General features: G+C 55.0%; 23 protein-coding genes. 16 read left to right on the top strand and 7 right to left on the bottom strand.

Annotation, left to right across the window (positions count from 1 at the left end):
* The first annotated feature begins 184 nt into the window (after positions 1–184).
* The 11 genes from ydgT to gstA all read left to right on the top strand — a co-directional run bounded on the left by ydgT (position 185) and on the right by gstA (position 10,014).
* Positions 185–400: a transcription modulator YdgT gene (ydgT, locus tag ACOTZD_RS19860; protein WP_000217941.1), complete on the top strand. Its 216-nt coding sequence runs from the start codon at positions 185–187 to the stop codon at positions 398–400.
* 85 nt (positions 401–485) lie between these two features.
* Positions 486–926 carry a DUF2569 domain-containing protein gene (locus tag ACOTZD_RS19855; protein WP_015570663.1) on the top strand — a complete coding sequence of 147 codons (441 nt, stop codon included), beginning with the start codon at positions 486–488 and terminating at the stop codon, positions 924–926.
* Positions 927–1,002: 76 nt separating this feature from the next.
* Positions 1,003–1,584, top strand: a complete 582-nt coding sequence (rsxA, locus tag ACOTZD_RS19850; RefSeq protein WP_003857582.1) for an electron transport complex subunit RsxA — start codon at positions 1,003–1,005, stop codon at positions 1,582–1,584.
* Positions 1,584–2,162: an electron transport complex subunit RsxB gene (gene rsxB, locus ACOTZD_RS19845; RefSeq protein WP_003857583.1), complete on the top strand. Its 579-nt coding sequence runs from the start codon at positions 1,584–1,586 to the stop codon at positions 2,160–2,162. Before rsxA ends, rsxB begins: the two co-directional genes overlap by 1 nt.
* On the top strand, positions 2,155–4,176 hold the full coding sequence (gene rsxC / locus ACOTZD_RS19840; RefSeq protein ID WP_003857585.1) for an electron transport complex subunit RsxC: 2,022 nt from the start codon (positions 2,155–2,157) through the stop codon (positions 4,174–4,176). The genes rsxB and rsxC overlap by 8 nt, the downstream gene beginning before the upstream one ends.
* Complete coding sequence (rsxD, locus tag ACOTZD_RS19835; RefSeq protein ID WP_003857588.1) at positions 4,177–5,229, top strand: electron transport complex subunit RsxD; 1,053 nt, start codon at positions 4,177–4,179, stop codon at positions 5,227–5,229.
* Between the two features lie 10 nt (positions 5,230–5,239).
* Positions 5,240–5,860, top strand: a complete 621-nt coding sequence (rsxG, locus tag ACOTZD_RS19830) for an electron transport complex subunit RsxG (protein WP_003857590.1) — start codon at positions 5,240–5,242, stop codon at positions 5,858–5,860.
* A gap of 2 nt (positions 5,861–5,862) precedes the next feature.
* The gene (locus tag ACOTZD_RS19825; RefSeq protein ID WP_174402253.1) at positions 5,863–6,549 is read left to right on the top strand and encodes an electron transport complex subunit E; all 687 of its coding nucleotides are present in this window, start codon (positions 5,863–5,865) and stop codon (positions 6,547–6,549) included.
* Positions 6,546–7,181 (top strand): endonuclease III, encoded by a 636-nt coding sequence (gene nth / locus ACOTZD_RS19820; RefSeq protein ID WP_003857594.1) that lies wholly within the window; start codon positions 6,546–6,548, stop codon positions 7,179–7,181. Before ACOTZD_RS19825 ends, nth begins: the two co-directional genes overlap by 4 nt.
* A gap of 613 nt (positions 7,182–7,794) precedes the next feature.
* Positions 7,795–9,303: a dipeptide/tripeptide permease DtpA gene (gene dtpA, locus ACOTZD_RS19815; RefSeq protein ID WP_003857596.1), complete on the top strand. Its 1,509-nt coding sequence runs from the start codon at positions 7,795–7,797 to the stop codon at positions 9,301–9,303.
* Between the two features lie 105 nt (positions 9,304–9,408).
* Positions 9,409–10,014 (top strand): glutathione transferase GstA, encoded by a 606-nt coding sequence (gene gstA, locus ACOTZD_RS19810; protein WP_003857598.1) that lies wholly within the window; start codon positions 9,409–9,411, stop codon positions 10,012–10,014.
* Between the two features lie 90 nt (positions 10,015–10,104).
* Here gstA and pdxY read toward each other — a convergent pair whose 3' ends face one another.
* From pdxY to anmK, 5 genes are all read right to left on the bottom strand, one after another.
* Positions 10,105–10,965 (bottom strand): pyridoxal kinase PdxY, encoded by an 861-nt coding sequence (pdxY, locus tag ACOTZD_RS19805; protein WP_047054823.1) that lies wholly within the window; start codon positions 10,963–10,965, stop codon positions 10,105–10,107.
* Between the two features lie 66 nt (positions 10,966–11,031).
* Positions 11,032–12,306 (bottom strand): tyrosine--tRNA ligase, encoded by a 1,275-nt coding sequence (tyrS, locus tag ACOTZD_RS19800; RefSeq protein WP_003857600.1) that lies wholly within the window; start codon positions 12,304–12,306, stop codon positions 11,032–11,034.
* Positions 12,307–12,431: 125 nt separating this feature from the next.
* Positions 12,432–13,088, bottom strand: a complete 657-nt coding sequence (gene pdxH, locus ACOTZD_RS19795; RefSeq protein WP_003857601.1) for a pyridoxamine 5'-phosphate oxidase — start codon at positions 13,086–13,088, stop codon at positions 12,432–12,434.
* 57 nt (positions 13,089–13,145) lie between these two features.
* A complete protein-coding gene (gene mliC / locus ACOTZD_RS19790) occupies positions 13,146–13,469 on the bottom strand; it encodes a C-type lysozyme inhibitor (protein WP_003857602.1) in 324 nt (107 codons plus the stop codon).
* Between the two features lie 93 nt (positions 13,470–13,562).
* The gene (gene anmK, locus ACOTZD_RS19785; RefSeq protein ID WP_023313969.1) at positions 13,563–14,687 is read right to left on the bottom strand and encodes an anhydro-N-acetylmuramic acid kinase; all 1,125 of its coding nucleotides are present in this window, start codon (positions 14,685–14,687) and stop codon (positions 13,563–13,565) included.
* A 255-nt stretch (positions 14,688–14,942) separates the two neighbouring features.
* Here anmK and slyB point away from each other — a divergent pair, with 255 nt between their 5' ends.
* The gene (slyB, locus tag ACOTZD_RS19780; RefSeq protein WP_003857604.1) at positions 14,943–15,410 is read left to right on the top strand and encodes an outer membrane lipoprotein SlyB; all 468 of its coding nucleotides are present in this window, start codon (positions 14,943–14,945) and stop codon (positions 15,408–15,410) included.
* A gap of 193 nt (positions 15,411–15,603) precedes the next feature.
* Positions 15,604–16,968, top strand: a complete 1,365-nt coding sequence (locus tag ACOTZD_RS19775; protein WP_023313968.1) for a GGDEF domain-containing protein — start codon at positions 15,604–15,606, stop codon at positions 16,966–16,968.
* Between the two features lie 35 nt (positions 16,969–17,003).
* On the opposite strand, the gene slyA is transcribed toward ACOTZD_RS19775, so the two are convergent.
* Complete coding sequence (slyA, locus tag ACOTZD_RS19770) at positions 17,004–17,444, bottom strand: transcriptional regulator SlyA (protein ID WP_006808997.1); 441 nt, start codon at positions 17,442–17,444, stop codon at positions 17,004–17,006.
* Positions 17,445–17,631: 187 nt separating this feature from the next.
* On the opposite strand from slyA, the gene ACOTZD_RS19765 reads away from it, so the two are divergent.
* The 3 genes from ACOTZD_RS19765 to ACOTZD_RS19755 are packed head-to-tail and all read left to right on the top strand — an operon-like array spanning position 17,632 to position 20,764.
* Positions 17,632–17,868 carry a DUF1656 domain-containing protein gene (locus ACOTZD_RS19765; RefSeq protein ID WP_003857607.1) on the top strand — a complete coding sequence of 79 codons (237 nt, stop codon included), beginning with the start codon at positions 17,632–17,634 and terminating at the stop codon, positions 17,866–17,868.
* Positions 17,869–17,870: 2 nt separating this feature from the next.
* Positions 17,871–18,731 (top strand): HlyD family secretion protein, encoded by an 861-nt coding sequence (locus ACOTZD_RS19760; RefSeq protein ID WP_032610212.1) that lies wholly within the window; start codon positions 17,871–17,873, stop codon positions 18,729–18,731.
* Positions 18,731–20,764: an FUSC family protein gene (locus ACOTZD_RS19755; protein ID WP_032610210.1), complete on the top strand. Its 2,034-nt coding sequence runs from the start codon at positions 18,731–18,733 to the stop codon at positions 20,762–20,764. Before ACOTZD_RS19760 ends, ACOTZD_RS19755 begins: the two co-directional genes overlap by 1 nt.
* Here the strand turns inward: ACOTZD_RS19755 and sodC are convergent.
* A complete protein-coding gene (sodC, locus tag ACOTZD_RS19750) occupies positions 20,743–21,261 on the bottom strand; it encodes a superoxide dismutase [Cu-Zn] SodC (protein ID WP_023313963.1) in 519 nt (172 codons plus the stop codon). The two genes, ACOTZD_RS19755 and sodC, sit on opposite strands and share 22 nt — an antisense overlap.
* Positions 21,262–21,324: the final 63 nt, after the last annotated feature.

Raw genomic sequence — 21,324 nt, 5'->3', positions numbered from 1 at the left:
GCCAGCCGTAATGAACGGGGTTACCCTTCTCTTTCAGGCATCTCCTGATGCCTGATTCTTCGCAAAGAAAACTCCTAATTTCGTCGCGTTACCCGAGTGGACAGTTTACGTCTTTATTAATCCGTTTATTATTCGAACGCATTACCTTTATGGGTATTACCCTTTTATATGGAAACTTATTAATATGACAGTTCAGGACTATTTATTAAAATTTCGCAAGATCAATTCCCTTGAAAGCCTGGAAAAACTGTTTGACCATCTGAACTACACGCTGTCGGATAATCAGGACATCATCAATATGTACCGCGCTGCTGACCATCGTCGCGCCGAACTGGTCTCTGGCGGTCGTCTGTTCAATGTGGGGGAAGTGCCTAAATCCGTATGGCGTTACGTTGTATAAGAAAGTAGCCTTCGGCGTGAAATGTTATATACTCTCCGCCCTGCAAATTTCTGTATAACATTTCGCGCAGACTATGGGAGAGCGTATGACCGCATTGCCTGGAGAGAGAATTGGGGGCTGGTTAATCGCCCCGCTGGCATGGCTGCTGGTGGCATTACTAAGCGCTTCACTGGCGCTGTTGCTTTACACCACCGCACTGGTTACGCCTCATGCTATCCAGACACTGATGTCCCAGAGTGCGCTCAATATTGCGACGTGGTTTGTGTCGTTCGTTTTCGCGATCGCGATGTGGTATTACACGCTGTGGCTGACTATCGCCTTCTTCAAACGCCGCAAAAGCGTGCCAAAGCATTACATTATCTGGCTGCTGGTCTCCGTGCTGCTGGCTGTCAAAGCGTTCGCTTTCTCGCCTGTGTCTGACGCGCTGGCGGTTCGCCAGTTACTGTTTCCGCTACTGGCGACGGCGCTTCTGGTCCCTTATTTCAAGCGTTCGACGCGCGTTAAGAAGACCTTTGTCAACCCGTAATAACCTTACAGTTAACCTGTTGTGGCCTGTTGTCGTTTATCCGATAATAGGCGGCTATTTTATTTCAGGCTAAATAATGACCGATTACTTACTGCTCTTTGTCGGAACTGTGCTGGTGAATAACTTCGTACTGGTGAAGTTCCTTGGCCTGTGCCCGTTTATGGGCGTCTCCAAAAAGCTGGAGACGGCAATGGGCATGGGGCTGGCAACCACCTTCGTGATGACGATGGCCTCCATTTGCGCATGGCTGATTGATACCTGGATCCTAATCCCGCTCGACATGCTCTACCTGCGCACTTTGGCCTTTATTCTGGTCATTGCGGTCGTGGTGCAATTTACCGAAATGGTGGTGCGGAAAACCAGCCCTGCCCTGTATCGCCTGTTGGGTATTTTTCTGCCCCTCATCACCACTAACTGTGCGGTGCTGGGCGTGGCGCTACTGAATATCAACCTTGGGCATAATTTCCTGCAATCGGCGCTGTATGGTTTTTCCGCCGCGGTCGGTTTTTCTTTTGTTATGGTCCTGTTCGCCTCGATTCGCGAGCGTCTGGCCGCGGCGGATATTCCCGCGCCGTTTCGCGGTAACGCCATCGCTCTGGTGACCGCAGGTTTAATGTCTCTGGCCTTTATGGGCTTTAGTGGTCTGGTGAAGTTGTAATGAGTGCTATCTGGATTGCCATCGCGTCCATCAGCGTGCTGGGACTCGTCTTTGGCATCATTCTGGGTTACGCCTCCCGCCGGTTTGCGGTGGAGGACGATCCGGTGGTTGAAAAAATTGATGAACTTTTACCCCAGAGCCAGTGCGGGCAGTGCGGCTACCCTGGCTGCCGCCCTTACGCTGAGGCGGTGGGCGTGCAGGGAGAAAAGATCAACCGCTGCGCGCCGGGTGGCGAAGCGGTCATGCTTAAAATAGCTGCCCTGCTGAACGTCGATCCCCAGCCTGTCGACGGCGATGAACAGGCCCAGGAGCCTGTTCGTGCCCTTGCTGTTATCGACGAAGCCAACTGCATTGGCTGCACAAAATGTATTCAGGCGTGTCCTGTTGACGCCATTGTGGGCGCAACGCGCGCGATGCATACCGTTGTGGCGGATCTGTGCACCGGCTGTAATCTCTGCGTGGCGCCCTGCCCGACGCAGTGTATAGAACTGCGCCCGGTTGAAACGACTACCGAAAACTGGAAGTGGGACCTTCAGACCATTCCGGTTCGCAATATTCCTGTGGAACAACATGCTTAAGTTATTTTCTGCCTTCAGAAAAGAGAAGATCTGGGATTTCGACGGCGGCATTCATCCGCCTGAGATGAAATCGCAGTCTAACGGCACGCCGCTGCGCCAGATCCCGCTGGCGACCCGTTACGTTATGCCCCTGAAACAGCATATCGGCGCGGAAGGCGAATTGTGCGTGAAAGAAGGCGATAGCGTTCTTCGCGGCCAGCCGCTGACCTTTGGTCGCGGACGGATGTTGCCGATACATGCCCCGACTTCCGGTAAGGTGGTGGCTGTTGCCCCCCATACCGTTGCCCATCCGTCGGCGTTGTCTGAGCTGAGCGTGATCATTGAAGCCGATGGTGAAGACCGCTGGATCGAGCGTGACGGCTGGAGCGACTACCGTTCCCACAGCCGTGAAGCGCTGATTGAACGCATTCATCAGTTCGGCGTGGCGGGTCTGGGGGGCGCAGGCTTCCCGACCGGCGCTAAGCTTCACGGCGGCGGCGATAAAATCGAAACGCTGATCATCAATGCCGCCGAGTGCGAACCGTACATCACCGCCGATGACCGTCTGATGCAGGACTGTGCCGCGCAGGTGGTGGAAGGTATTCGCATTCTTGCGCATATCCTGCAACCCCGCGAAGTGCTGATCGGTATTGAGGACAATAAACCGCAGGCCATTTCGATGCTGCGTGCGGTTCTGGCGGACAGCCATGATATCGCCCTGCGCGTGATCCCGACCAAATATCCGTCCGGCGGGGCAAAACAGCTGACGCAGATCCTGACCGGCAAACAGGTCCCCCACGGAGGCCGTTCGTCCGACATCGGCGTGCTGATGCAAAACGTGGGGACCGCCTACGCGGTGAAACGTGCGGTGATTGACGGCGAGCCATTGACCGAGCGCGTCGTCACACTGACCGGCGAGTCCGTCTCCCGTCCCGGCAACATCTGGGCGCGTCTGGGTACGCCGGTGCGTCATCTGCTGGAACAGGCTGGCTTCTGCCCGGGTAGCGATCAACTGGTCATTATGGGCGGCCCGCTGATGGGCTTTACCCTGCCGTGGCTTGATGTGCCGGTGGTGAAGATTACCAACTGCCTGCTCGCCCCTTCCCTGACGGAGATGGGCGAAACGCAGGAAGAGAAAGGTTGCATACGCTGTAGCGCCTGTGCGGACGCATGCCCGGCAGATTTACTGCCGCAGCAGTTGTACTGGTACAGCAAAGGCCAGCTGCACGATAAAGCCCAGGCGCATAACCTGGCTGACTGTATTGAATGCGGTGCCTGCGCCTGGGTCTGCCCAAGCAATATTCCGCTGGTGCAGTATTTCCGTCAGGAGAAAGCTGAAATCTACGCCATCTCCATGGAAGAAAAACGTGCCGCTGAAGCGAAGGCCCGCTTTGAAGCGCGCCAGGCGCGACTGGAGCGCGAGAAACAAGCCCGTCAGGAACGCCATAAGCAGGCTGCCGTGCAGCCTGCGGCGAAAGATCAGGATGCCATTAACGCAGCCCTGGCCCGCGTACGCGAGAAGAAAGCCACCGCCGCCCAGACGGTTGTGATCGCTCCGGGAGAAAAACCGGACAACAGCGAAGCGATTGCAGCCCGCGAAGCGCGGAAAGCCGAAGCACGCGCGCGTCAGGCGGAGAAAGCGCAAAACGCCAAACCGGAAGCCGACATCGACCCGCGTAAAGCGGCGGTGGAAGCGGCTATTGCCAGGGCAAAAGCCCGCAAAGCCGGTCAGCAGACAGTGGTGGTTGAACAGGAAGCGACGGATCCGCGCAAGGCGGCCGTTGAAGCCGCTATCGCCCGCGCCAAAGCACGTAAAGCGGCACAGCTACAACCTGCCGAAGAGAGTGAAGCCCCTGTCGATCCGCGTAAAGCCGCCGTTGAAGCGGCCATCGCCCGTGCCAAAGCACGAAAAGCGGCACAGCAGGACGAACTGCCTGCGGCCGCTAATGACGATCCACGCAAAGCCGCAGTCGCCGCCGCGATTGCGCGCGTTCAGGCAAAGAAAGCCGCGCAGCAAGCCGTTAACGAGGATTAAATGGTTTTCAGAATTGCAAGTTCCCCTTATACCCATAACCAGCGCCAGACATCGCGTATTATGATGCTGGTGTGCCTGGCCGCGCTGCCAGGTATTGCCGTACAGTGTTGGTTTTTCGGCTGGGGTACGCTTTTCCAGTTAGTTCTGGGTTGCGCCAGTGCCGTCGCAGCGGAAGCCGCGATCCTGAAGCTGCGCAAAATGGAGGTGACTCGCATCCTGAGCGATAACTCCGCCCTGTTGACCGGCCTGTTGCTGGCCATCAGCATTCCCCCGTTCGCCCCGTGGTGGATGGTGGTATTGGGAACGGTGTTTGCGGTGATCATCGCCAAGCAGCTGTACGGCGGGCTGGGCCATAACCCGTTTAACCCGGCGATGATTGGCTACGTAGTACTGCTGATCTCCTTCCCGGTACAGATGACCAGCTGGCTGCCGCCGCATGAGATCGCCGCCACGGTGCCCGGCTTTATGGATGCCCTGCACGTTATCTTTACCGGCCACACCGCGCTGGGCGCAGATATGAACGCGCTTCGCATGGGCGTGGACGGCATCAGTCAGGCCACTCCGCTCGATACCTTCAAAACCTCCCTGCGTGCCGGACAAAGCGTGGAGCAGGTGATGAAATCGTCTATTTACAGCGGCGTACTGGCAGGTGCTGGCTGGCAGTGGGTCAATCTGGCCTACCTGTTGGGTGGCGCGTTCCTGCTGCAACAGAAGGCGATCCGCTGGCATATTCCGGTGAGCTTCCTGGTGACGCTGGCCGTCTGCTCGACGCTCGGCTGGGTTATCTCACCTGAGTCACTGGCCAGCCCGCAGCTCCATCTGCTCTCCGGCGCGACCATGCTCGGGGCATTCTTTATTCTGACCGATCCGGTCACCGCCTCTACCACCAACCGTGGTCGTCTGATTTTCGGCGCGCTGGCAGGCTTGCTGGTCTGGCTTATTCGCAGCTTTGGCGGCTATCCGGACGGCGTGGCATTTGCCGTGCTGCTGGCTAACATCACCGTTCCGCTCATCGACTACTACACGCGTCCACGCGTGTACGGTCATCGCTAAGGGTCGCGCCATGCTAAAGACAATGCAAAAACACGGCGTCACGCTGGCGATCTTCGCCGCCGCCCTCACCGGGCTGACCGCGCTGGTAAATGAACTGACGAAAACCACCATTGCAGAGCAGGCAATGAAGCAGCAAAAAGCGCTGTTCGATCAGGTGATCCCATCCGATCTCTACGATAACGACCTGCAAAAAAGCTGCTTTGTCGTGCAGGCTCCGCAGCTTGGTAAAGGACCCCATCGCGTTTATATTGCCCGCAAGGGCGATAACCCCGTGGGCGCCGTCATGGAAGCCACCGCGCCGGACGGTTACTCCGGTGCGATTCAGCTGCTGGTGGGCAGCGATTTTTCCGGCACCGTACTGGGTACGCGCGTGACGGAACATCACGAAACGCCGGGCCTTGGCGACAAAATTGAAACACGCTTAAGCGACTGGATCTTACACTTCGCCGGAAAGATGATTCATGGCGAGGACGATCCTGCTTTCGCGGTGAAAAAAGATGGCGGCGAATTTGACCAGTTCACGGGCGCCACGATTACCCCGCGAGCGGTGGTCAACGCCGTAAAGCGCGCCGGGCTGTATGCCGAAACGCTGCCCGCGCAGATCAATCATCTTTCCACCTGTGAGGAGTGACCATGAGCCAGGTTAAAGAGGTTATCGTCCAGGGTCTCTGGAAGAACAACTCCGCGCTGGTGCAGCTGCTTGGGCTATGTCCGCTGCTGGCGGTGACGTCTACCGCCACCAACGCGCTCGGGCTGGGGCTGGCGACCACGCTGGTGCTGACCCTGACTAACTTTTCCATTTCTGTTTTGCGCCGCTGGATGCCGTCAGAAATCCGTATTCCGATTTATGTCATGATCATTGCGTCGGTGGTCAGCGTCGTGCAAATGCTGATTAACGCCTACGCATTTGGCCTGTACCAGTCGCTCGGGATCTTCATTCCGCTTATCGTGACTAACTGTATTGTCGTAGGCCGCGCTGAAGCCTTCGCGGTGAAAAACAATCCGGCCATATCCGCGCTGGATGGGTTTTCCATCGGCATGGGCGCGACTGCCGCCATGTTCGTCCTCGGCTCTCTGCGTGAAATTTTGGGCAACGGTACGCTCTTCGACGGTGCGGACGCGCTGCTTGGCGGCTGGGCGAAGTCGCTGCGTATTGAGGTGTTCCATACGGACACCCCGTTCCTGCTGGCCATGCTACCTCCTGGCGCCTTCATTGGCCTTGGGATGATGCTGGCGTTAAAATACCTGATTGATGAAAAACGTAAACGCCGCGCCGCTGAACGCAGCGTACAGGAAGGGATCCCCGAGAAAGCAGTATGAATAAAGAGAAACGCATTGCGATCCTGACGCGCCTGCGCGATGAGAATCCTCATCCAACGACAGAGCTGAACTTTAACTCGCCGTTTGAACTGTTGATCGCGGTGCTGCTCTCTGCACAGGCGACGGACGTGAGCGTCAATAAAGCCACTGCCCTGCTCTACCCTGTCGCCAATACGCCGCAGGCCATGCTGGAGCTGGGCGTTGAAGGTGTGAAATCCTATATCAAGACCATTGGCCTGTTTAACAGCAAGGCCGAAAACGTCATTAAGACCTGCCGGATCCTGCTGGAGAAGCACGGCGGTGAAGTCCCTGAAGATCGCGCCGCGCTGGAAGCGTTGCCGGGCGTCGGGCGTAAAACGGCAAATGTGGTGCTGAACACGGCGTTTGGCTGGCCGACCATCGCCGTGGATACCCATATCTTCCGCGTCTCAAATCGCACCCGTTTCGCGCCGGGTAAAAACGTGGAAGAGGTTGAAGAGAAGCTGTTAAAAGTCGTTCCTGCGGAATTTAAGGTGGACTGCCACCACTGGCTGATCCTGCACGGCCGGTATACCTGTATTGCCCGTAAGCCACGCTGCGGTTCCTGCATTATCGAAGATCTCTGCGAATACAAAGAAAAAGTCTATCCCTGAGCGTAAACCACCTTACTTCTTACCTTTTCAAGCCCTTAGAATTAACAAGGGCTCTGATATCTTCTCATTTGACCATAAATTACCCTCTTTTTCTCCTTTACGCATTGTCGATTCTTCGGTCATTTAACACTCAAACAGGTTAATAGTTTTTTCATCACCAAAAATTTCTATACATCTGTGATCGCGATCACTCTGATAACCTGATGTTGGATTTTTGTTGTTAAAACCCGCCCAACCCCTTTGTCAGACAAGATTTCGTCTATTCCACACCGCACATAAGACCAGTCATTTTTCAGAACATGGGCTATATCACTGCCAATCACCCGAAATAGCAGAACATATCGCCATACAGCCATTAAACAGGGTCACTCACAGTCAAAAAAACCACTAATTTTCAACCAATGAAATTTAAAGCTGCATAACATTTGCGTGAACCGATGATTATACCGCCAGAGTTATATGTAACAGATTATTACAAACGTATTGCCAGATGGGGCTGGATAGTGAACATTACCCGCCGTTTCCCCTCCCAATATAACTATAAAGCGGATGGACTACGGTCATCACGCTATGAACACCCCCGTTAATATGGGATGTAAAAAAAGAGGTATATGTGTCTACTGCAAACAATAAACCAACAGATGAGAGCGTAAGTCTTAACGCTTTCAAACAGCCTAAAGCGTTCTATCTCATTTTCTCTATCGAATTATGGGAACGTTTTGGCTACTACGGCCTGCAAGGGATCATGGCGGTTTACCTGGTTAAACAGCTGGGTATGTCTGAAGCCGATTCCATCACGCTATTCTCTTCCTTCAGCGCCCTGGTGTATGGCCTCGTCGCTATCGGCGGCTGGTTAGGCGATAAAGTCCTCGGTACTAAACGAGTCATTATGCTGGGCGCCGTTGTTCTGGCGATTGGCTATGGGCTGGTTGCCTGGTCCGGGCACGATGCAGGTGTGGTTTACATGGGCATGGCTACCATCGCGGTAGGTAACGGCCTCTTCAAGGCGAACCCATCTTCCCTGCTCTCTACCTGCTACAGCAAAGATGACCCACGTCTGGACGGTGCATTTACCATGTACTACATGTCCATCAACATCGGCTCCTTCTTCTCTATGCTGGCAACCCCATGGCTGGCCGCAAAATTCGGCTGGAGCGTAGCGTTTGCGCTGAGCTTCGTGGGTATGCTGATCACCGTTGTGAACTTCCTGTTCTGCCGTAGCTGGGTTAAAGACTATGGTTCAAAACCAGACTTCGAACCCGTGCACATGGGCAAACTGCTGGCAACCATCGTCGGCATCGTGATCCTGGCCGCTGTCGCCACCTGGCTGCTGCATAACCAGGGCGTTGCACGTGCCGTACTGGGCGTGGTTGCGCTGGGTATCGTGATTATCTTCGCGAAAGAAGCCTTCGCGATGCAGGGTGCGGCACGTCGTAAGATGATTGTGGCGTTCATTCTGATGCTGGAAGCAATCATCTTCTTCGTTCTGTACAGCCAGATGCCAACGTCTCTGAACTTCTTCGCTATCCGCAACGTTGAGCACTCCATCCTCGGTATCGCGTTCGAGCCGGAGCAGTATCAGGCCCTGAACCCGTTCTGGATCATGATTGGTAGCCCGATTCTGGCCGCTATCTATAACAAGATGGGCGACCGTCTGCCTATGCCGCACAAATTCGCTATCGGTATGGTGCTGTGCTCTGGCGCATTCCTGGTGCTGCCGCTGGGGACGAAATTCGCGACCGACGCGGGTATCGTTTCTGTTAACTGGCTGATCCTGAGCTATGCGCTGCAATCCATCGGTGAACTGATGATCTCCGGTCTGGGCCTGGCGATGGTTGCGCAGCTGGTCCCTCAGCGTCTGATGGGCTTCATCATGGGTAGCTGGTTCCTGACTACCGCTGGCGCGGCCATCATCGCAGGTAAGATTGCGAACCTGATGGCGGTACCAGACAACGTTACCGACCCGCTGGTTTCCCTGAATGTCTACGGCACCGTGTTCATGCAAATTGGTATCGCGACCGCCGTGATTGCCGTACTGATGCTGCTGACCGCACCTAAACTGAATCGTATGACGCAGGACGACGACAAATCCGCTAAAGCGATTAAAACCGCGAACGCGTAATGTCATCGGGAAACGACTGAACAGAAGCCGCTAATTGATTAGCGGCTTTTTTTTTATCCGAACGCGCACTAACATAGCTGGAACCTCAGCAAAAAGGAGTTACCGATGAAACTATTCTATAAACCGGGCGCCTGCTCTCTTGCTTCCCATATTACGCTTCGCGAGAGCGGTAAAGATTTCACGCTGGACGGCGTTGACTTGATGAAAAAGCGCCTGGAAAACGGGGATGACTTTTTTGCGATTAACCCAAAAGGGCAGGTTCCGGCCCTGCTGCTGGATGATGGCACCCTGCTGACCGAAGGGGTGGCGATTATGCAATTCCTGGCGGACAACGTACCGGATCGTCAGCTCCTAGCCCCCACCGGCAGCATTGCACGTTATAAAACGCTGGAGTGGCTGAACTATATTGCCACCGAACTGCACAAAGGCTTTACGCCCCTGTTCCGCCCGGACACGCCAGAAGAGTACAAACCTACCGTGCGCGCGCTGCTGGAGAAAAAGTTGCAGTACGTTAACGACGCGCTGAAAGACGACCAGTGGATCTGTGGCTCGCGTTTCACTATCGCCGATGCCTATCTGTTTACCGTTCTGCGCTGGGCGCGCGCGGTTAAGTTGAACATGGAAGGATTAGACCATGTCGCATCGTATATGACGCGCGTGGCGGAGCGTCCTGCGGTGGCGGCGGCGCTGAAAGCGGAAGGGTTGAATTAACGGAGCGGCCTGGGGAGCCGGGTGGCGCTGACGCTTACCCGGCCTACAAATTCCGTAGGCCCGTGCAAGCGCAGCGCCGCCGGGCAGTGTCTATAGCTGCGTTGCGCTAAAATAGTGCTCCGGCTTCGCGATGCGATCCTGTGCCGCGACGACCTGGAGCTCATATTCCTGCATCGTCTTCGTCGCAATCATGATTTCATAAACGGCTGCGGTTACGTGCTCCAGCGCATCGCGCAGGCTCGCGCCCTGCAATAGCTTCACCAGCAGCAAACCGCTGGTCACATCCCCGACCCCGACAGGCTGACGTGTACCGAAATCCACCAGCGGTCGACTGATATGCCAGGCTTCATCCTTCGTCACCAGCAGCATTTCAAAACGGTCCTGGCTCAACCCTGCGCGTGCCAGGTGCTTAACCAGCACAATCTCTGGCCCCTGGGCGATCAGCTCGCGAGAGGCGCTTACAGCCTCTTCTACGCTGTTAACCGGATGCTCGCTGAGGATCTCCAGTTCAATCAGGTTGGGGGCAATAATATCGCTGGCGGGCAATGCATGACGGACATGAAACTCCGCAACGCCCGGCGCTACGATGCAGCCTTTTTCAGGATGTCCCATCACCGGATCGCAGAAATATTTCGCCGCGGGGTTTGCCGCTTTCACCTGGCGCACAATGCCGAGGATATGTTCCCCCTGCTCCGCCGAACCCAGATAGCCGCTCAGTACGGCATCGCAGCGTTTAAGCTGGTCGATATCCGCAATCCCCTGAACGACTTCCGTCAGATGCGACGGCGGCATCACGCAGCCGGTCCATTTACCGTACTGGGTGTGATTCGAAAACTGGACGGTATTGAGGGGCCAGACGTTAACGCCGAGGCGGCGCATCGGGAATTCCGCAGCGCTGTTGCCAGCATGTCCAAACACAACGTGGGACTGAATGGCGAGGATGTTCTTCATGTTGTACTTACCAAACCCTGTCAAAACAAAAGGGGCGTGGTTTCCCACGCCCCTGCATACTTTTAATTACTTCCAGCAGACCAGGCAGTAATTTTTCTTACCGCGACGCAGCAGCGTGTAGCGACCATAGAGACGGTCGTTCTCGGTAAAGGTGTATTCCGGATCGGCCTGTTTTTCGCCATTAATGGTGATCGCGTTAGAGGCGATGGTTTTACGCGCCTGACCGCGAGACGGCTGGAGCTCGGAGTCCACCAGCGCCTGCATCAGATCGGCGCCTTTTTCCATCTCCACCATCGGTACGCCATCCTGCGCCAGCTGTTCGAAATCCGCTTCGCTTAAATCGCTCAGGGTCCCGTTGAACAGGCTCGCCGTAATGCGTTTCGCCGCCGCCAGACCTTCTTCGCCGTGAACCAGTTTGGTTACTTCGTCCGCCAGCACGTACTGGGCGCGTGGTGCTTTACCGCTGTTCTTGTCTTCTTCTTCCAGCGCATTGATTTCTTCGATATCCATAAAGGTGAAGAACTTCAGGAAGCGATAAACGTCGGCATCCGCCGTGTTGATCCAGAACTGGTAGAATTTATACGGGCTGGTTTTCTTCGGATCCAGCCATACCGCGCCGCCTTCGGTCTTACCGAACTTGGTACCGTCTGCTTTGGTGATCAACGGCACGGTCAGACCAAACACCTGATTCTGGTGGAGGCGACGGGTCAGATCGATACCGGAGGTGATGTTACCCCACTGGTCGGAACCGCCAATTTGCAGAGATACGCCGTGCAGCTTGTTCAGGCAGGCAAAGTCATACCCCTGCAACAGGTTGTAGGAGAACTCGGTGAAAGAGATACCTTGGTCGTCACGGTTAAGACGCTGCTTCACTGCTTCTTTGTTAATCATCTGGTTAACAGAGAAGTGTTTGCCGATGTCACGCAGGAACGTCAGCACGTTCATGCCACCAAACCAGTCGTAGTTGTTCGCCGCAATCGCAGAGTTCTCACCGCAGTCGAAATCCAGGAATGGTGCAACCTGTTTACGGATCTTATCCACCCACTCCTGCACGGTATCTTCGGTATTAAGCTTACGCTCAGCGGCTTTGAAACTTGGGTCGCCAATCAGACCGGTCGCGCCGCCAACCAGAGCGACAGGCTTATGGCCGGCCATCTGGAAGCGTTTCAGGCATAACAATGGAACAAGATGCCCCAAATGCAAGCTGTCAGCGGTGGGATCGAAGCCGCAATAGAGCGCGATCGGGCCTTGCGCCAGTCGCTCTGCTAACGCTTCCTCGTCCGTCACCTGGGCCACGAGGCCCCGCTCTTGCAATTGTTTAATCAAGTTACTGCTTGCCATCAAATTCTCCATGTATAAACGACTGCACCTTTGCCGGTACACGACTTTTCGCCTGATGCGAAAGGACCATAGAATAAAGCGCCAGCGCGGTGTGCGCTAGCGCTTAAATCAACAAATTTTGGGGATTACGGTGCCAGTCTGTCGATTTTCCAGCCACCGTTGTCGCGCTGGTATAAAAAGCGGTCGTGGAGACGGTGTTCACCGCCCTGCCAGAATTCCATCTGCTCAATGGGGATGCGGAACCCGCCCCAGAAACTCGGCAGCGGTACTTCACCCTGCTGAAACTTCTGTTTGAGTTCGAGGAATTTACTCTCCAGCACGCCGCGGGCTGAGATTCGGCTGGACTGTTTAGAGACCCAGGCACCGATCTGACTGTCGCGCGGGCGGCTGTGGAAATATTTCACCACTTCGAGCGTAGAGAGGCGCTCCGCCTTGCCGGTAACCATCACCTGGCGCTCAAGCATATGCCACGGGAAGAGCAGGCTAATACGCGGATTATTTTCAAGGTGATGCGCTTTACGACTGCCCAGGTTGGTGTAGAACACCAGCCCTTTCTCGTCATAATGCTTGAGAAGAACGATGCGTTGATACGGCTGACCATTTTCATCAACCGTGGCAACAACCATCGCGGTCGGGTCGGCCAGTTTCGCTTCGCAGGCCTGCTTCAGCCAGCGTTCAAAAAGCACCAGCGGTTCGGCGGGAAGATCCTGGCGTCGCAGACCGCCTTTGGTGTATTCACGGCGCAGATGCGCAATTTGCTGTAGTTCGTCGTTATCTGACATGGCGTTAGCTGAAAGTGAGATTGGGTGGCGCTATTGTGCGCGCCCCCTTCAAAAATCTCAACGCTTCGGATTTTGAAGCTGACAATTGTTCAGCACAATGCGGTCACGCTTGTAGACGGTGGCGCTGTCGCCTTTCGACCAGAAGACGTAGATCCCGTCTGAGTAGCGCGCACCGGAGGCCGACATTCCCTGCTTCAGCGTCAACAACTTATTGTCATAAACAAAGCTGGCTTCCTGACGCGGGTTGTTCAGCTTCACCGTCAGCGGTTTTTCATCACAACGATATTCCAGCGTATCGGTTTGCATACGCTCAACGAACTGGTTATAGACGCTGCATCCGGTCATAAGAAAAGGTACAGCAATGAGAAGAAGTTTTTTCATGGGCAGATTCCGAAGACTATCCTGGTCCTGGAGGGCCTAACCGCCCTCCTGTTTTTCCCTATTTTACGGGTTACGCCTCCCGCTGAATTTCAGTTAACTCTGATTATGGCGCGGGTTTGCGGGGAAAATGGCCCCGAGGACGCTCGCCTCCCGCGCACCGGTTACGGAGGGTAAATTACCCGGCAGACCGGCAACCGTACGCCAGGCAAGCCAGGCGAAGGCCAGCGCTTCCATATCGTCTCCGCTGATCCCGGCTTCATCAGTGGTCGTGACTTCGGTGCCCGGCAGCAAGGCGGCGAGGCGTGCCATCACCAGCGGGTTTCGGCTTCCGCCTCCGCATACCAGCAAGCGCTCACACCCGCCGCTCAGCAACACCTGTTCAGAGATCGACACCGCGGTGAGCTCCGTCAGCGTAGCCTGCACATCCTGAGGCGCAAGGCCGGGGAAGCGCGCCAGCTGACGTTCAAGCCAGCCGTAGTTGAAATATTCCCTCCCCGTGCTTTTTGGCGCAGGCAGAGCAAAGAAAGGATCGCTTAACAGGGTTTGCAGCAAGGGAAGGATCACTTTCCCCTGGCTGGCCCACTGCGCGTCTTTGTCATAGGCTTTGCCGCTCTGACGCCAAATCCAGGCATCCATCAGCATATTACCGGGTCCGGTATCGTACCCCCGCACGGGCTGCCCGGGAATAAGCATCGACAGGTTGGCGATCCCGCCGATGTTCAGGACCATCCTGCGCTCTAACGGGTGCGCCAGCAGCGCTTGATGAAAAGCCGGAACCAGCGGCGCCCCCTGCCCGCCGAGGGCCATATCGCGACGACGGAAATCACCCACCACCGTCACGCCGGTTTTTGCCACAATCTGGTTGTTATCGCCAATTTGCATCGTGTGCGGCGCCTCGCCGACAGGTTCATGCCAGACGGTCTGCCCATGGCAGCCTATTGCCACGATATCCTGCGGGTGGAGTCTTTCCTGCTGCATCAGGGCCAGTACCGCATCAGCAAACAGCGCCCCCAGACGCACATCCAGTTGGCCCAGTTGGGAAAGCGTCAGCTGTTGCCCCTGGCAGATGTTCAGGATCTCTTCTTTTAACGAGACCGGAATTGGCCAGGTCAGGCTTGCCTGCTGCGCCACCATGTTTTCATCAATGGCGGCCAGAACGACATCCACACCGTCAAGACTGGTACCAGACATCACACCGATATAGCGACCCGATTTCATGCGCTTTCCTTACGTTACATGGGCTAAGTGCAAACACTCCATCATAAATAACGCGGCTTTGCTATGCGGTGATAATAATTTTTAACAATCTCAGACCTGTAGCACAGGCGATGTTTGTTTATGTCCCGTTAAGCCCTGTTCAGGTAAAATTTATTTATTCGGCATGCAAAGATATGAACTGTGGTCAGGAATGCCATATAATTTAGCCATGACGGATGCCCCAACCGGGCGTTTTTTGGTGAACAGGAGAGTCAAATGATTTTACGTGTACTGGGCGTTTCGCTGATTGGTTTAACACTGGCGGGTTGTGTGAATGACAGTTCACTCTCCGGCGACGTATATAGTGCTTCTGAAGCTAAACAGGTACAGAACGTGACATACGGTACTATCGTTAATGCCCGTCCTGTTCAGATTCAGGGTGGCGATGACACGAACGTGGTGGGCGCAATCGGCGGTGCTGTGCTGGGTGGTTTCCTGGGTAATACCATTGGCGGCGGCACCGGACGTTCTCTGGCGACCGCAGCGGGCGCAGTTGCAGGCGGCGTAGCGGGTCAGGGCGTTCAGGGTGCGATGAACAAAACTCAGGGCGTTGAGCTGGAAATCCGCAAAGACGATGGCAGCACTATTATGGTTGTGCAGAAACAGGGTAACACCCGCTTCTCTGCTGGCCAGCGTGTTGTTCTTGCAAGCAACGGCAGCCAGGTCACCGTCTCCCCGCGTTAATATCCTGATGGATGTGGTCTTTCAGACCGCATCCATTTACCAAAATCATCATTTCCAATAATATATTGGCACAATATATTCACATGGTGAATTATTCATTTCACCCGTTCTTGTCCGTGCGCAAAGTATTTTTTATTTCCCTCGCTTAGACTCTTCGCAATCTCTTTTTCCTTTTTTAATTTTTAAATTCTCTATGCTTGCGATCTGTCGATTTGTAAAGAACCGCTTTGTGGCCTTCGCGCTTGGGTGCATTGTTATCATTGCCGTATTACAAGGTTTTTTTATAAAACTTGTTGAATGGGTTCCTTCGTTTTCACCTTTGTTTTTCCCTACGCTGACGATATTTCTTCTGGTGTTCCATCTGTTTATTGCCTGTTTTATGGCAATGAAATACTGGTGCGACAAAAGGCGATTATATCTTGTTCCCATTGCCCTGGCCTTTGCCGGTTCGGCGTTACTGATGGTGGGGACACTGGCCAGCTTCCCGGCCTGGCTTGATCTCTATCAGTTCAACGAAGCGAACTATAACGACGCCATGATTTTCTACATGTTCCGCCACTTTTTAATGGCGGTGCTGATGATCGTCGCAGCATTACTGTATACCCTGCGCAATTCTGCGCTCTCACGAAGCGCCCATGTTGGTATCGTTGTCGGCGCCTCGCTCTTTACGGGCTGTATGCTTGGGCTGGCATTGTTCTATTCCAGCCATTCAACCCTGCTCACACTGGACCTGGTGGATAATGAAACCCGACAGTTTATGGTTCTCTGGAGCCAGGCGATCAATATCATTTTGATCGTCCTGTGGGTAGTAACGTTAATCACCCTGTTGGCCATTACCCGCGTGAGGAATTTGTTTTGGGTCGGCGGCAATTTTTTATGTGTCTGTTATATCGTCACTCTGCTCATGCTATTGTTAGGCGGACACGCTGAAGATATTTCATGGTACCGGGCACGGTTATTCGAAACTGTCGCTACGTTAATGATTATTTTCATCTTACTTTCCGACGTATTTAATTTGTATCGTGACTCGCATGTAAAATATCAGCAGTCTTATCAAAATTCCATCCGCGACCCCCTCACCCGTCTTTATAATCGCAGCTATTTCTATGATTCATTAAATCACGCGCTAAACACGGCCACGGTGACACATCCGGTGTCGGTGGTCGTGAGCGATCTTGACCGTTTTAAACGCATTAACGACTGCTACGGTCATTTGCAGGGGGATAGGGTTTTACAGTTTGTCTCAAACCTGTTGACCGATTCGGTGCGACCGCAGGATATCGCGGCGCGGATCGGCGGCGAAGAGTTTGTGCTCATGCTGACAAATACACCGTCCGATGTCGCGCATCAGGTTGCCGAACGTATTCGCCTCAAGTTGAGCGGGTTTGACAAGGCCAGCAGCGGTGGGCAGCTTCCGGAACCGATTACCATTAGTATGGGAGTATTCACCGCAACATCGCCGGAAACCAGCGCTGAAACCTGTGTGGAAAGCGCGGATAAAGCCATGTACGAGGCAAAAGAGACGGGCCGCAACCGGGTGGTGGTGTTCAGAACATGACAAAGGCCTTGCACGAGCAAGGCCAGTGAACAACGTCAGTCGCGCGACTGTAAATCGTGGATGTTTTGCTCAAGACGGGCGATGAGTCCGATCAGCATCTCCAGCTCAGCGGGTGAAATACCGGCCAGGATCTCCCCTCGCGTTTTACTGATGACGGTTTCCATCTCAGTAATAATCGGGGCCGCTTTTTCCGTCAATTTGATCCGCTTGGCGCGACGGTCGCTGGCGCAGGTTTGTCGGGAGATGAGTCCCTTCTCTTCCAGCTGGTCAAGGGTACGCACCAGGGAAGGCTGTTCAATACCAATCGCTTTTGCCAATTGGATCTGTGACTGATCGGGCGGAAGCTGATGGATGTTGTGCAGCGTAACCCAGTGCGTCTGTGTGAGTTCCAGAGGTTTCAGGCGATGGTCAATCAGAGCACGCCAGATGCGTACCAACCTTGCCAGATCAGAACCTAATGGCGATTCCAATTTCATCTCCTTATAATTAGCTTGCTAAGTGATTATAGTGATTTTAGAATAGTTTGCAGTATTTGTATTGCCAAAACAAATGCAATCACGGTATTCATCATTCCTTAAAGGATGATTTACACTGAACGGTAATGCGCCATCGCATTGAAATCTGCCATTGTGGCCCTCATTCCACCGCAAAGGATCGCTGCTTGTGACGTTGTTTTCCTTCTCCGCAGGGTTGCCCCTCCAGGATCTGATTGTTGGCGCATCGGTCTACTTTCCGCCACTGTTTAAAGCCGTGATGGTCGGTTTTGTGATCTGGCTCATTGCGCATCGTCTGCTGCGCGACTGGATGTATTCCGGTGAAATCTGGCACCCGATGTTAATGGATCTCTCCCTGTTTACCCTCTCCGTCTGTCTTGGCCTTGCCGTGTTAACCGTGTGGTGAGAATAGCATTGAAAACGTTAAAATATTTTTCCACTCTTTTCGTCTTAGCGCTGGCGCTTATCGCCGGCTGGTGGCTCTGGAATTATTACATGCAGTCGCCCTGGACGCGTGACGGCAAGATCCGCGCGGAACAGGTCAGCATCACGCCACAGGTGTCCGGCAGTATCAGCGCGCTGCTGGTGAAGGACAACCAGTTCGTTCATGCGGGTGATGTGTTATTCCGCATCGACGAGACCCCTTTTCACATTGCGGTGCTCAATGCCCAGGCGCAGCTCGCAAAAGCTCAATCCGATCTGGCAAAAGCCAATAACGAAGCCGAACGTCGCCGACATCTGTCGAGGAATTACATCTCTGCGGAAGATCTCGATACCGCCAATATCAATGTAAAAGCCATGCAGGCCAGCCTGAAGGTTGCAGAGGCAACGCTGAAACAGGCCGAGTGGCAACTGACCCAGACCGTTGTCAAAGCTCCGGTGGATGGATGGATCACGAGCCTGTCGACCCGTGTGGGGGATTACGCCACCACAGGCCAGCCGGTCTTTGCCCTGGTCGACAGCCGCTCTTTCTATGTTGTAGGTTATTTTGAAGAGACCAAGCTGCGCCATATCCGCGAGGGAGCGCCTGCCCGAATCACGCTTTACAGCGGCGCAGAAACGTTACAGGGTCACGTTAGCAGCATAGGTCGGGCAATTTACGATCAGAGCGTGGAAACCGATTCTGGCCTGGTGCCCGACATCAAACCCAACGTACCGTGGGTGCGTCTGGCTCAGCGGGTGCCTGTTCGCGTCGAGTTTGATCAACTGCCGAAAGACATTACCCTGGTCTCTGGCACAACCTGCACCGTCGCCATCGGATCGCGATGATGAACCTGGGAGCTCTCTCCTGGCGCAATACGCCGTGGATAAAAGCGACACGGCCGCAGTGGCGTTACGCGCTGCGTAACGGCATCGCCATGTGCCTTGCGCTTACGGTTGCCTATTATCTGAATCTGGATGAGCCTTACTGGGCGATGACCTCTGCGGCGGTCGTCAGCTTCCCAACCGTCGGGGGCGTTATCAGTAAAAGCCTCGGGCGCGTGGCGGGTAGCCTGCTGGGGGCAACCGCCGCACTGCTTCTTGCCGGCCATACTCTGAACGATCCCTGGCTCTTTTTGTTAAGCATGTCGGCATGGCTGGGGCTGTGTACCTGGGCCTGCGCTCATTTTACCAATAACGTTGCCTATGCGTTTCAACTGGCGGGTTACACCGCGGCCATTATCGCCTTTCCGGTCGTCAACGTGCTGGATACCACTGAGCTGTGGGATATCGCCCAGGCACGCGTGTGTGAAGTGATGGTCGGCATTCTGTGCGGGGGCGTCATGATGATGATCCTGCCCAGCACCTCAGATGGCACTACGCTTATCACCGCCCTTAAAACGATGCACGCACGTTTGCTGGAACATGCCAGCCTGCTCTGGCAGCCTGACAGCAGCGATGACATCCGCCTCGCGCACGAAAAGGTCATCGGCCAGATCCTGACCATGAACCTGTTGCGCATCCAGGCTTTCTGGAGCCACTACCGTTTTCGTCGCCAGAACACGCTTCTGAACTATTTATTGCACCAGCAATTGCGGATGACGAGCGCGATCTCGAGCCTTCGTCGGATGTTGCTGAACTGGCCTGCACCGCCAGCCCATACCCGGGAGATTATCGAGGCGCTGCTCGCTACCCTTGCGCGTTCGGATGCCGATATTTATACCGTGGCCCGCATTATCGCGCCGCTCGCCCCAGCGGATGAATATGACTACCGGCATCGCGCCTTCTGGCAGCGTCTGAACTATTTCTGCCGCCTGTATCTGCGCAGCAGCCGCTGGTTAAAAGCCGTCGAGAATGCCACGCCCGTCACCGAATTTTCCGTTCCCGGTAGTCCTGCTCTGGCGCGGCATACCGACGCAATGGAGGCGCTGTGGAGCGGTTTTCGTACGTTTTGCGCGTTGACGGCCGTAGGCGCATGGGCCATCACCACGCAATGGGATGCGGGCAGTGCGGCCCTGACGCTTGCGGCAATCAGCTGCGTGCTCTATTCCGTCGCCGCTTCCCCCTTTAACTCCCTGACGCTTCTGCTGCGTACGCTGGTGCTGCTGTCGCTGTTCAGCTTCGTGGTGAAATTTGGTTTGATGGTGCAGATAACCGACCTCTGGCAATTTCTGCTGTTTCTCTTCCCGCTATTAACCACCATGCAGTTGCTCAAACTGCAAATGCCTAAACTGGCCGGTCTGTGGGGTCAGTTAATTGTTTTTATGGGCTCATTTATCTCTGTAACGAATCCACCGGTTTACGATTACGCTGATTTTCTCAACGACAACCTGGCGAAGATCCTCGGCGTGGGGCTGGCGTGGCTGGCTTTCGCCGTGCTACGCCCGGGCTCGGACGCGCGTAAAAGCCGCAGGCATATTCGGGAGTTGCGCAGGGGTTTTGTCGATCAGCTGAGCCGCAGGCCGCATCTGCGCGAAAGCGAGTATGAATCGCTGGTTTACCATCATGTCAGCCAGCTGAACAACAGCCAGGATTCACTCTCCCGTCGCTGGCTACTGCGCTGGGGCGTGGTGCTGCTAAACTGTTCGCACGTGGTGTGGCAGCTGCGCGCCTGGGAGACGCGTTCCGATCCGCTGTCGCAGGTCCGTGATAACTGTATTTCCATGCTCCGCGATGTGATGAGCGAGCGCGGGGTGCAGCAGCGCCCCCTGAGCGTCACGCTCGCCGAGCTTCAGCGTATTTGCGACACGCTGGCGCACCATCATCAGCCTGCGGCCCGCGATCTGGCATCCATTATCTGGCGGCTGCACTGCTCCCTGTCACAGCTTGAACAGGCGCCGCCACCCGGAACGATTGGCGATCAGATCACCCCGCAGGCATAGCGCGCCCCGCCGCCGCCAAGCGGTTCAGGTTGATCGGACATGTTATCGCCGCCCACGTGGACCATCAGCGCCTTGCCTTTGACCTCGTCAAGCTTTTTGAGTCGTGGCGCCACAACCGGATCGGTGGCTTTACCATCGTTATTTACCACCAGCACCGGCAGATCGCCGAGGTGCCCCATCCCTTCCGGGCCTTCATGCTTACCGGAGTTCTGCGGGTCGAGATGCCCCCCTGCGGCTTCCGCAGCTGTTGGTTTCCCCTCTTTCATCGCGGGTTGACAGCTGCCTTTAGCATGAACGTGAAAACCATGTTCGCCGGGTGGAAGAGCCTTGAGATCGGGAGCAAATTCCAGCCCTTTATCGGTTTCGGTGATTTTCACCGTCCCGATGGACTGACCTACCCCCTGAGAAGTGACGAGATTCATTTCAACGTCCTCGCTGGCTGCCTGCGCCCCTGCGCAAACAACCAGCGTGACCATTGCCAGAGCAAAACGCTTCATATGACCTCCACGGGTTATTTTTTGCACCTTAAGTCTATACCAGAGGCGCAGATTTCACCGGAA

Source organism: Enterobacter cloacae complex sp. SHL022, assembly GCF_049237785.1.
Taxonomy (GTDB): Bacteria; Pseudomonadota; Gammaproteobacteria; order Enterobacterales; family Enterobacteriaceae; genus Enterobacter; species Enterobacter hormaechei_C.
Note: the sequence above shows the minus strand (reverse complement) of the source record. Positions and strands in the feature narration are given on the sequence as shown.

Bases quoted from the DNA above. Each gene is read 5' to 3' on its own strand.
- slyB (WP_003857604.1), top strand. From the start codon at position 14,943: ATGATTTTACGTGTACTGGGCGTTTCGCTGATTGGTTTAACACTGGCG.
- slyA (WP_006808997.1), bottom strand. From the start codon at position 17,444: ATGAAATTGGAATCGCCATTAGGTTCTGATCTGGCAAGGTTGGTACGC.
- rsxC (WP_003857585.1), top strand. From the start codon at position 2,155: ATGCTTAAGTTATTTTCTGCCTTCAGAAAAGAGAAGATCTGGGATTTC.
- ydgT (WP_000217941.1), top strand. From the start codon at position 185: ATGACAGTTCAGGACTATTTATTAAAATTTCGCAAGATCAATTCCCTT.
- nth (WP_003857594.1), top strand. From the start codon at position 6,546: ATGAATAAAGAGAAACGCATTGCGATCCTGACGCGCCTGCGCGATGAG.
- pdxY (WP_047054823.1), bottom strand. From the start codon at position 10,965: ATGAAGAACATCCTCGCCATTCAGTCCCACGTTGTGTTTGGACATGCT.
- rsxD (WP_003857588.1), top strand. From the start codon at position 4,177: ATGGTTTTCAGAATTGCAAGTTCCCCTTATACCCATAACCAGCGCCAG.
- sodC (WP_023313963.1), bottom strand. From the start codon at position 21,261: ATGAAGCGTTTTGCTCTGGCAATGGTCACGCTGGTTGTTTGCGCAGGG.
- pdxH (WP_003857601.1), bottom strand. From the start codon at position 13,088: ATGTCAGATAACGACGAACTACAGCAAATTGCGCATCTGCGCCGTGAA.
- ACOTZD_RS19755 (WP_032610210.1), top strand. From the start codon at position 18,731: ATGAACCTGGGAGCTCTCTCCTGGCGCAATACGCCGTGGATAAAAGCG.
- gstA (WP_003857598.1), top strand. From the start codon at position 9,409: ATGAAACTATTCTATAAACCGGGCGCCTGCTCTCTTGCTTCCCATATT.
- rsxG (WP_003857590.1), top strand. From the start codon at position 5,240: ATGCTAAAGACAATGCAAAAACACGGCGTCACGCTGGCGATCTTCGCC.
- rsxB (WP_003857583.1), top strand. From the start codon at position 1,584: ATGAGTGCTATCTGGATTGCCATCGCGTCCATCAGCGTGCTGGGACTC.
- ACOTZD_RS19855 (WP_015570663.1), top strand. From the start codon at position 486: ATGACCGCATTGCCTGGAGAGAGAATTGGGGGCTGGTTAATCGCCCCG.
- tyrS (WP_003857600.1), bottom strand. From the start codon at position 12,306: ATGGCAAGCAGTAACTTGATTAAACAATTGCAAGAGCGGGGCCTCGTG.
- anmK (WP_023313969.1), bottom strand. From the start codon at position 14,687: ATGAAATCGGGTCGCTATATCGGTGTGATGTCTGGTACCAGTCTTGAC.
- ACOTZD_RS19775 (WP_023313968.1), top strand. From the start codon at position 15,604: ATGCTTGCGATCTGTCGATTTGTAAAGAACCGCTTTGTGGCCTTCGCG.
- mliC (WP_003857602.1), bottom strand. From the start codon at position 13,469: ATGAAAAAACTTCTTCTCATTGCTGTACCTTTTCTTATGACCGGATGC.
- ACOTZD_RS19825 (WP_174402253.1), top strand. From the start codon at position 5,863: ATGAGCCAGGTTAAAGAGGTTATCGTCCAGGGTCTCTGGAAGAACAAC.
- rsxA (WP_003857582.1), top strand. From the start codon at position 1,003: ATGACCGATTACTTACTGCTCTTTGTCGGAACTGTGCTGGTGAATAAC.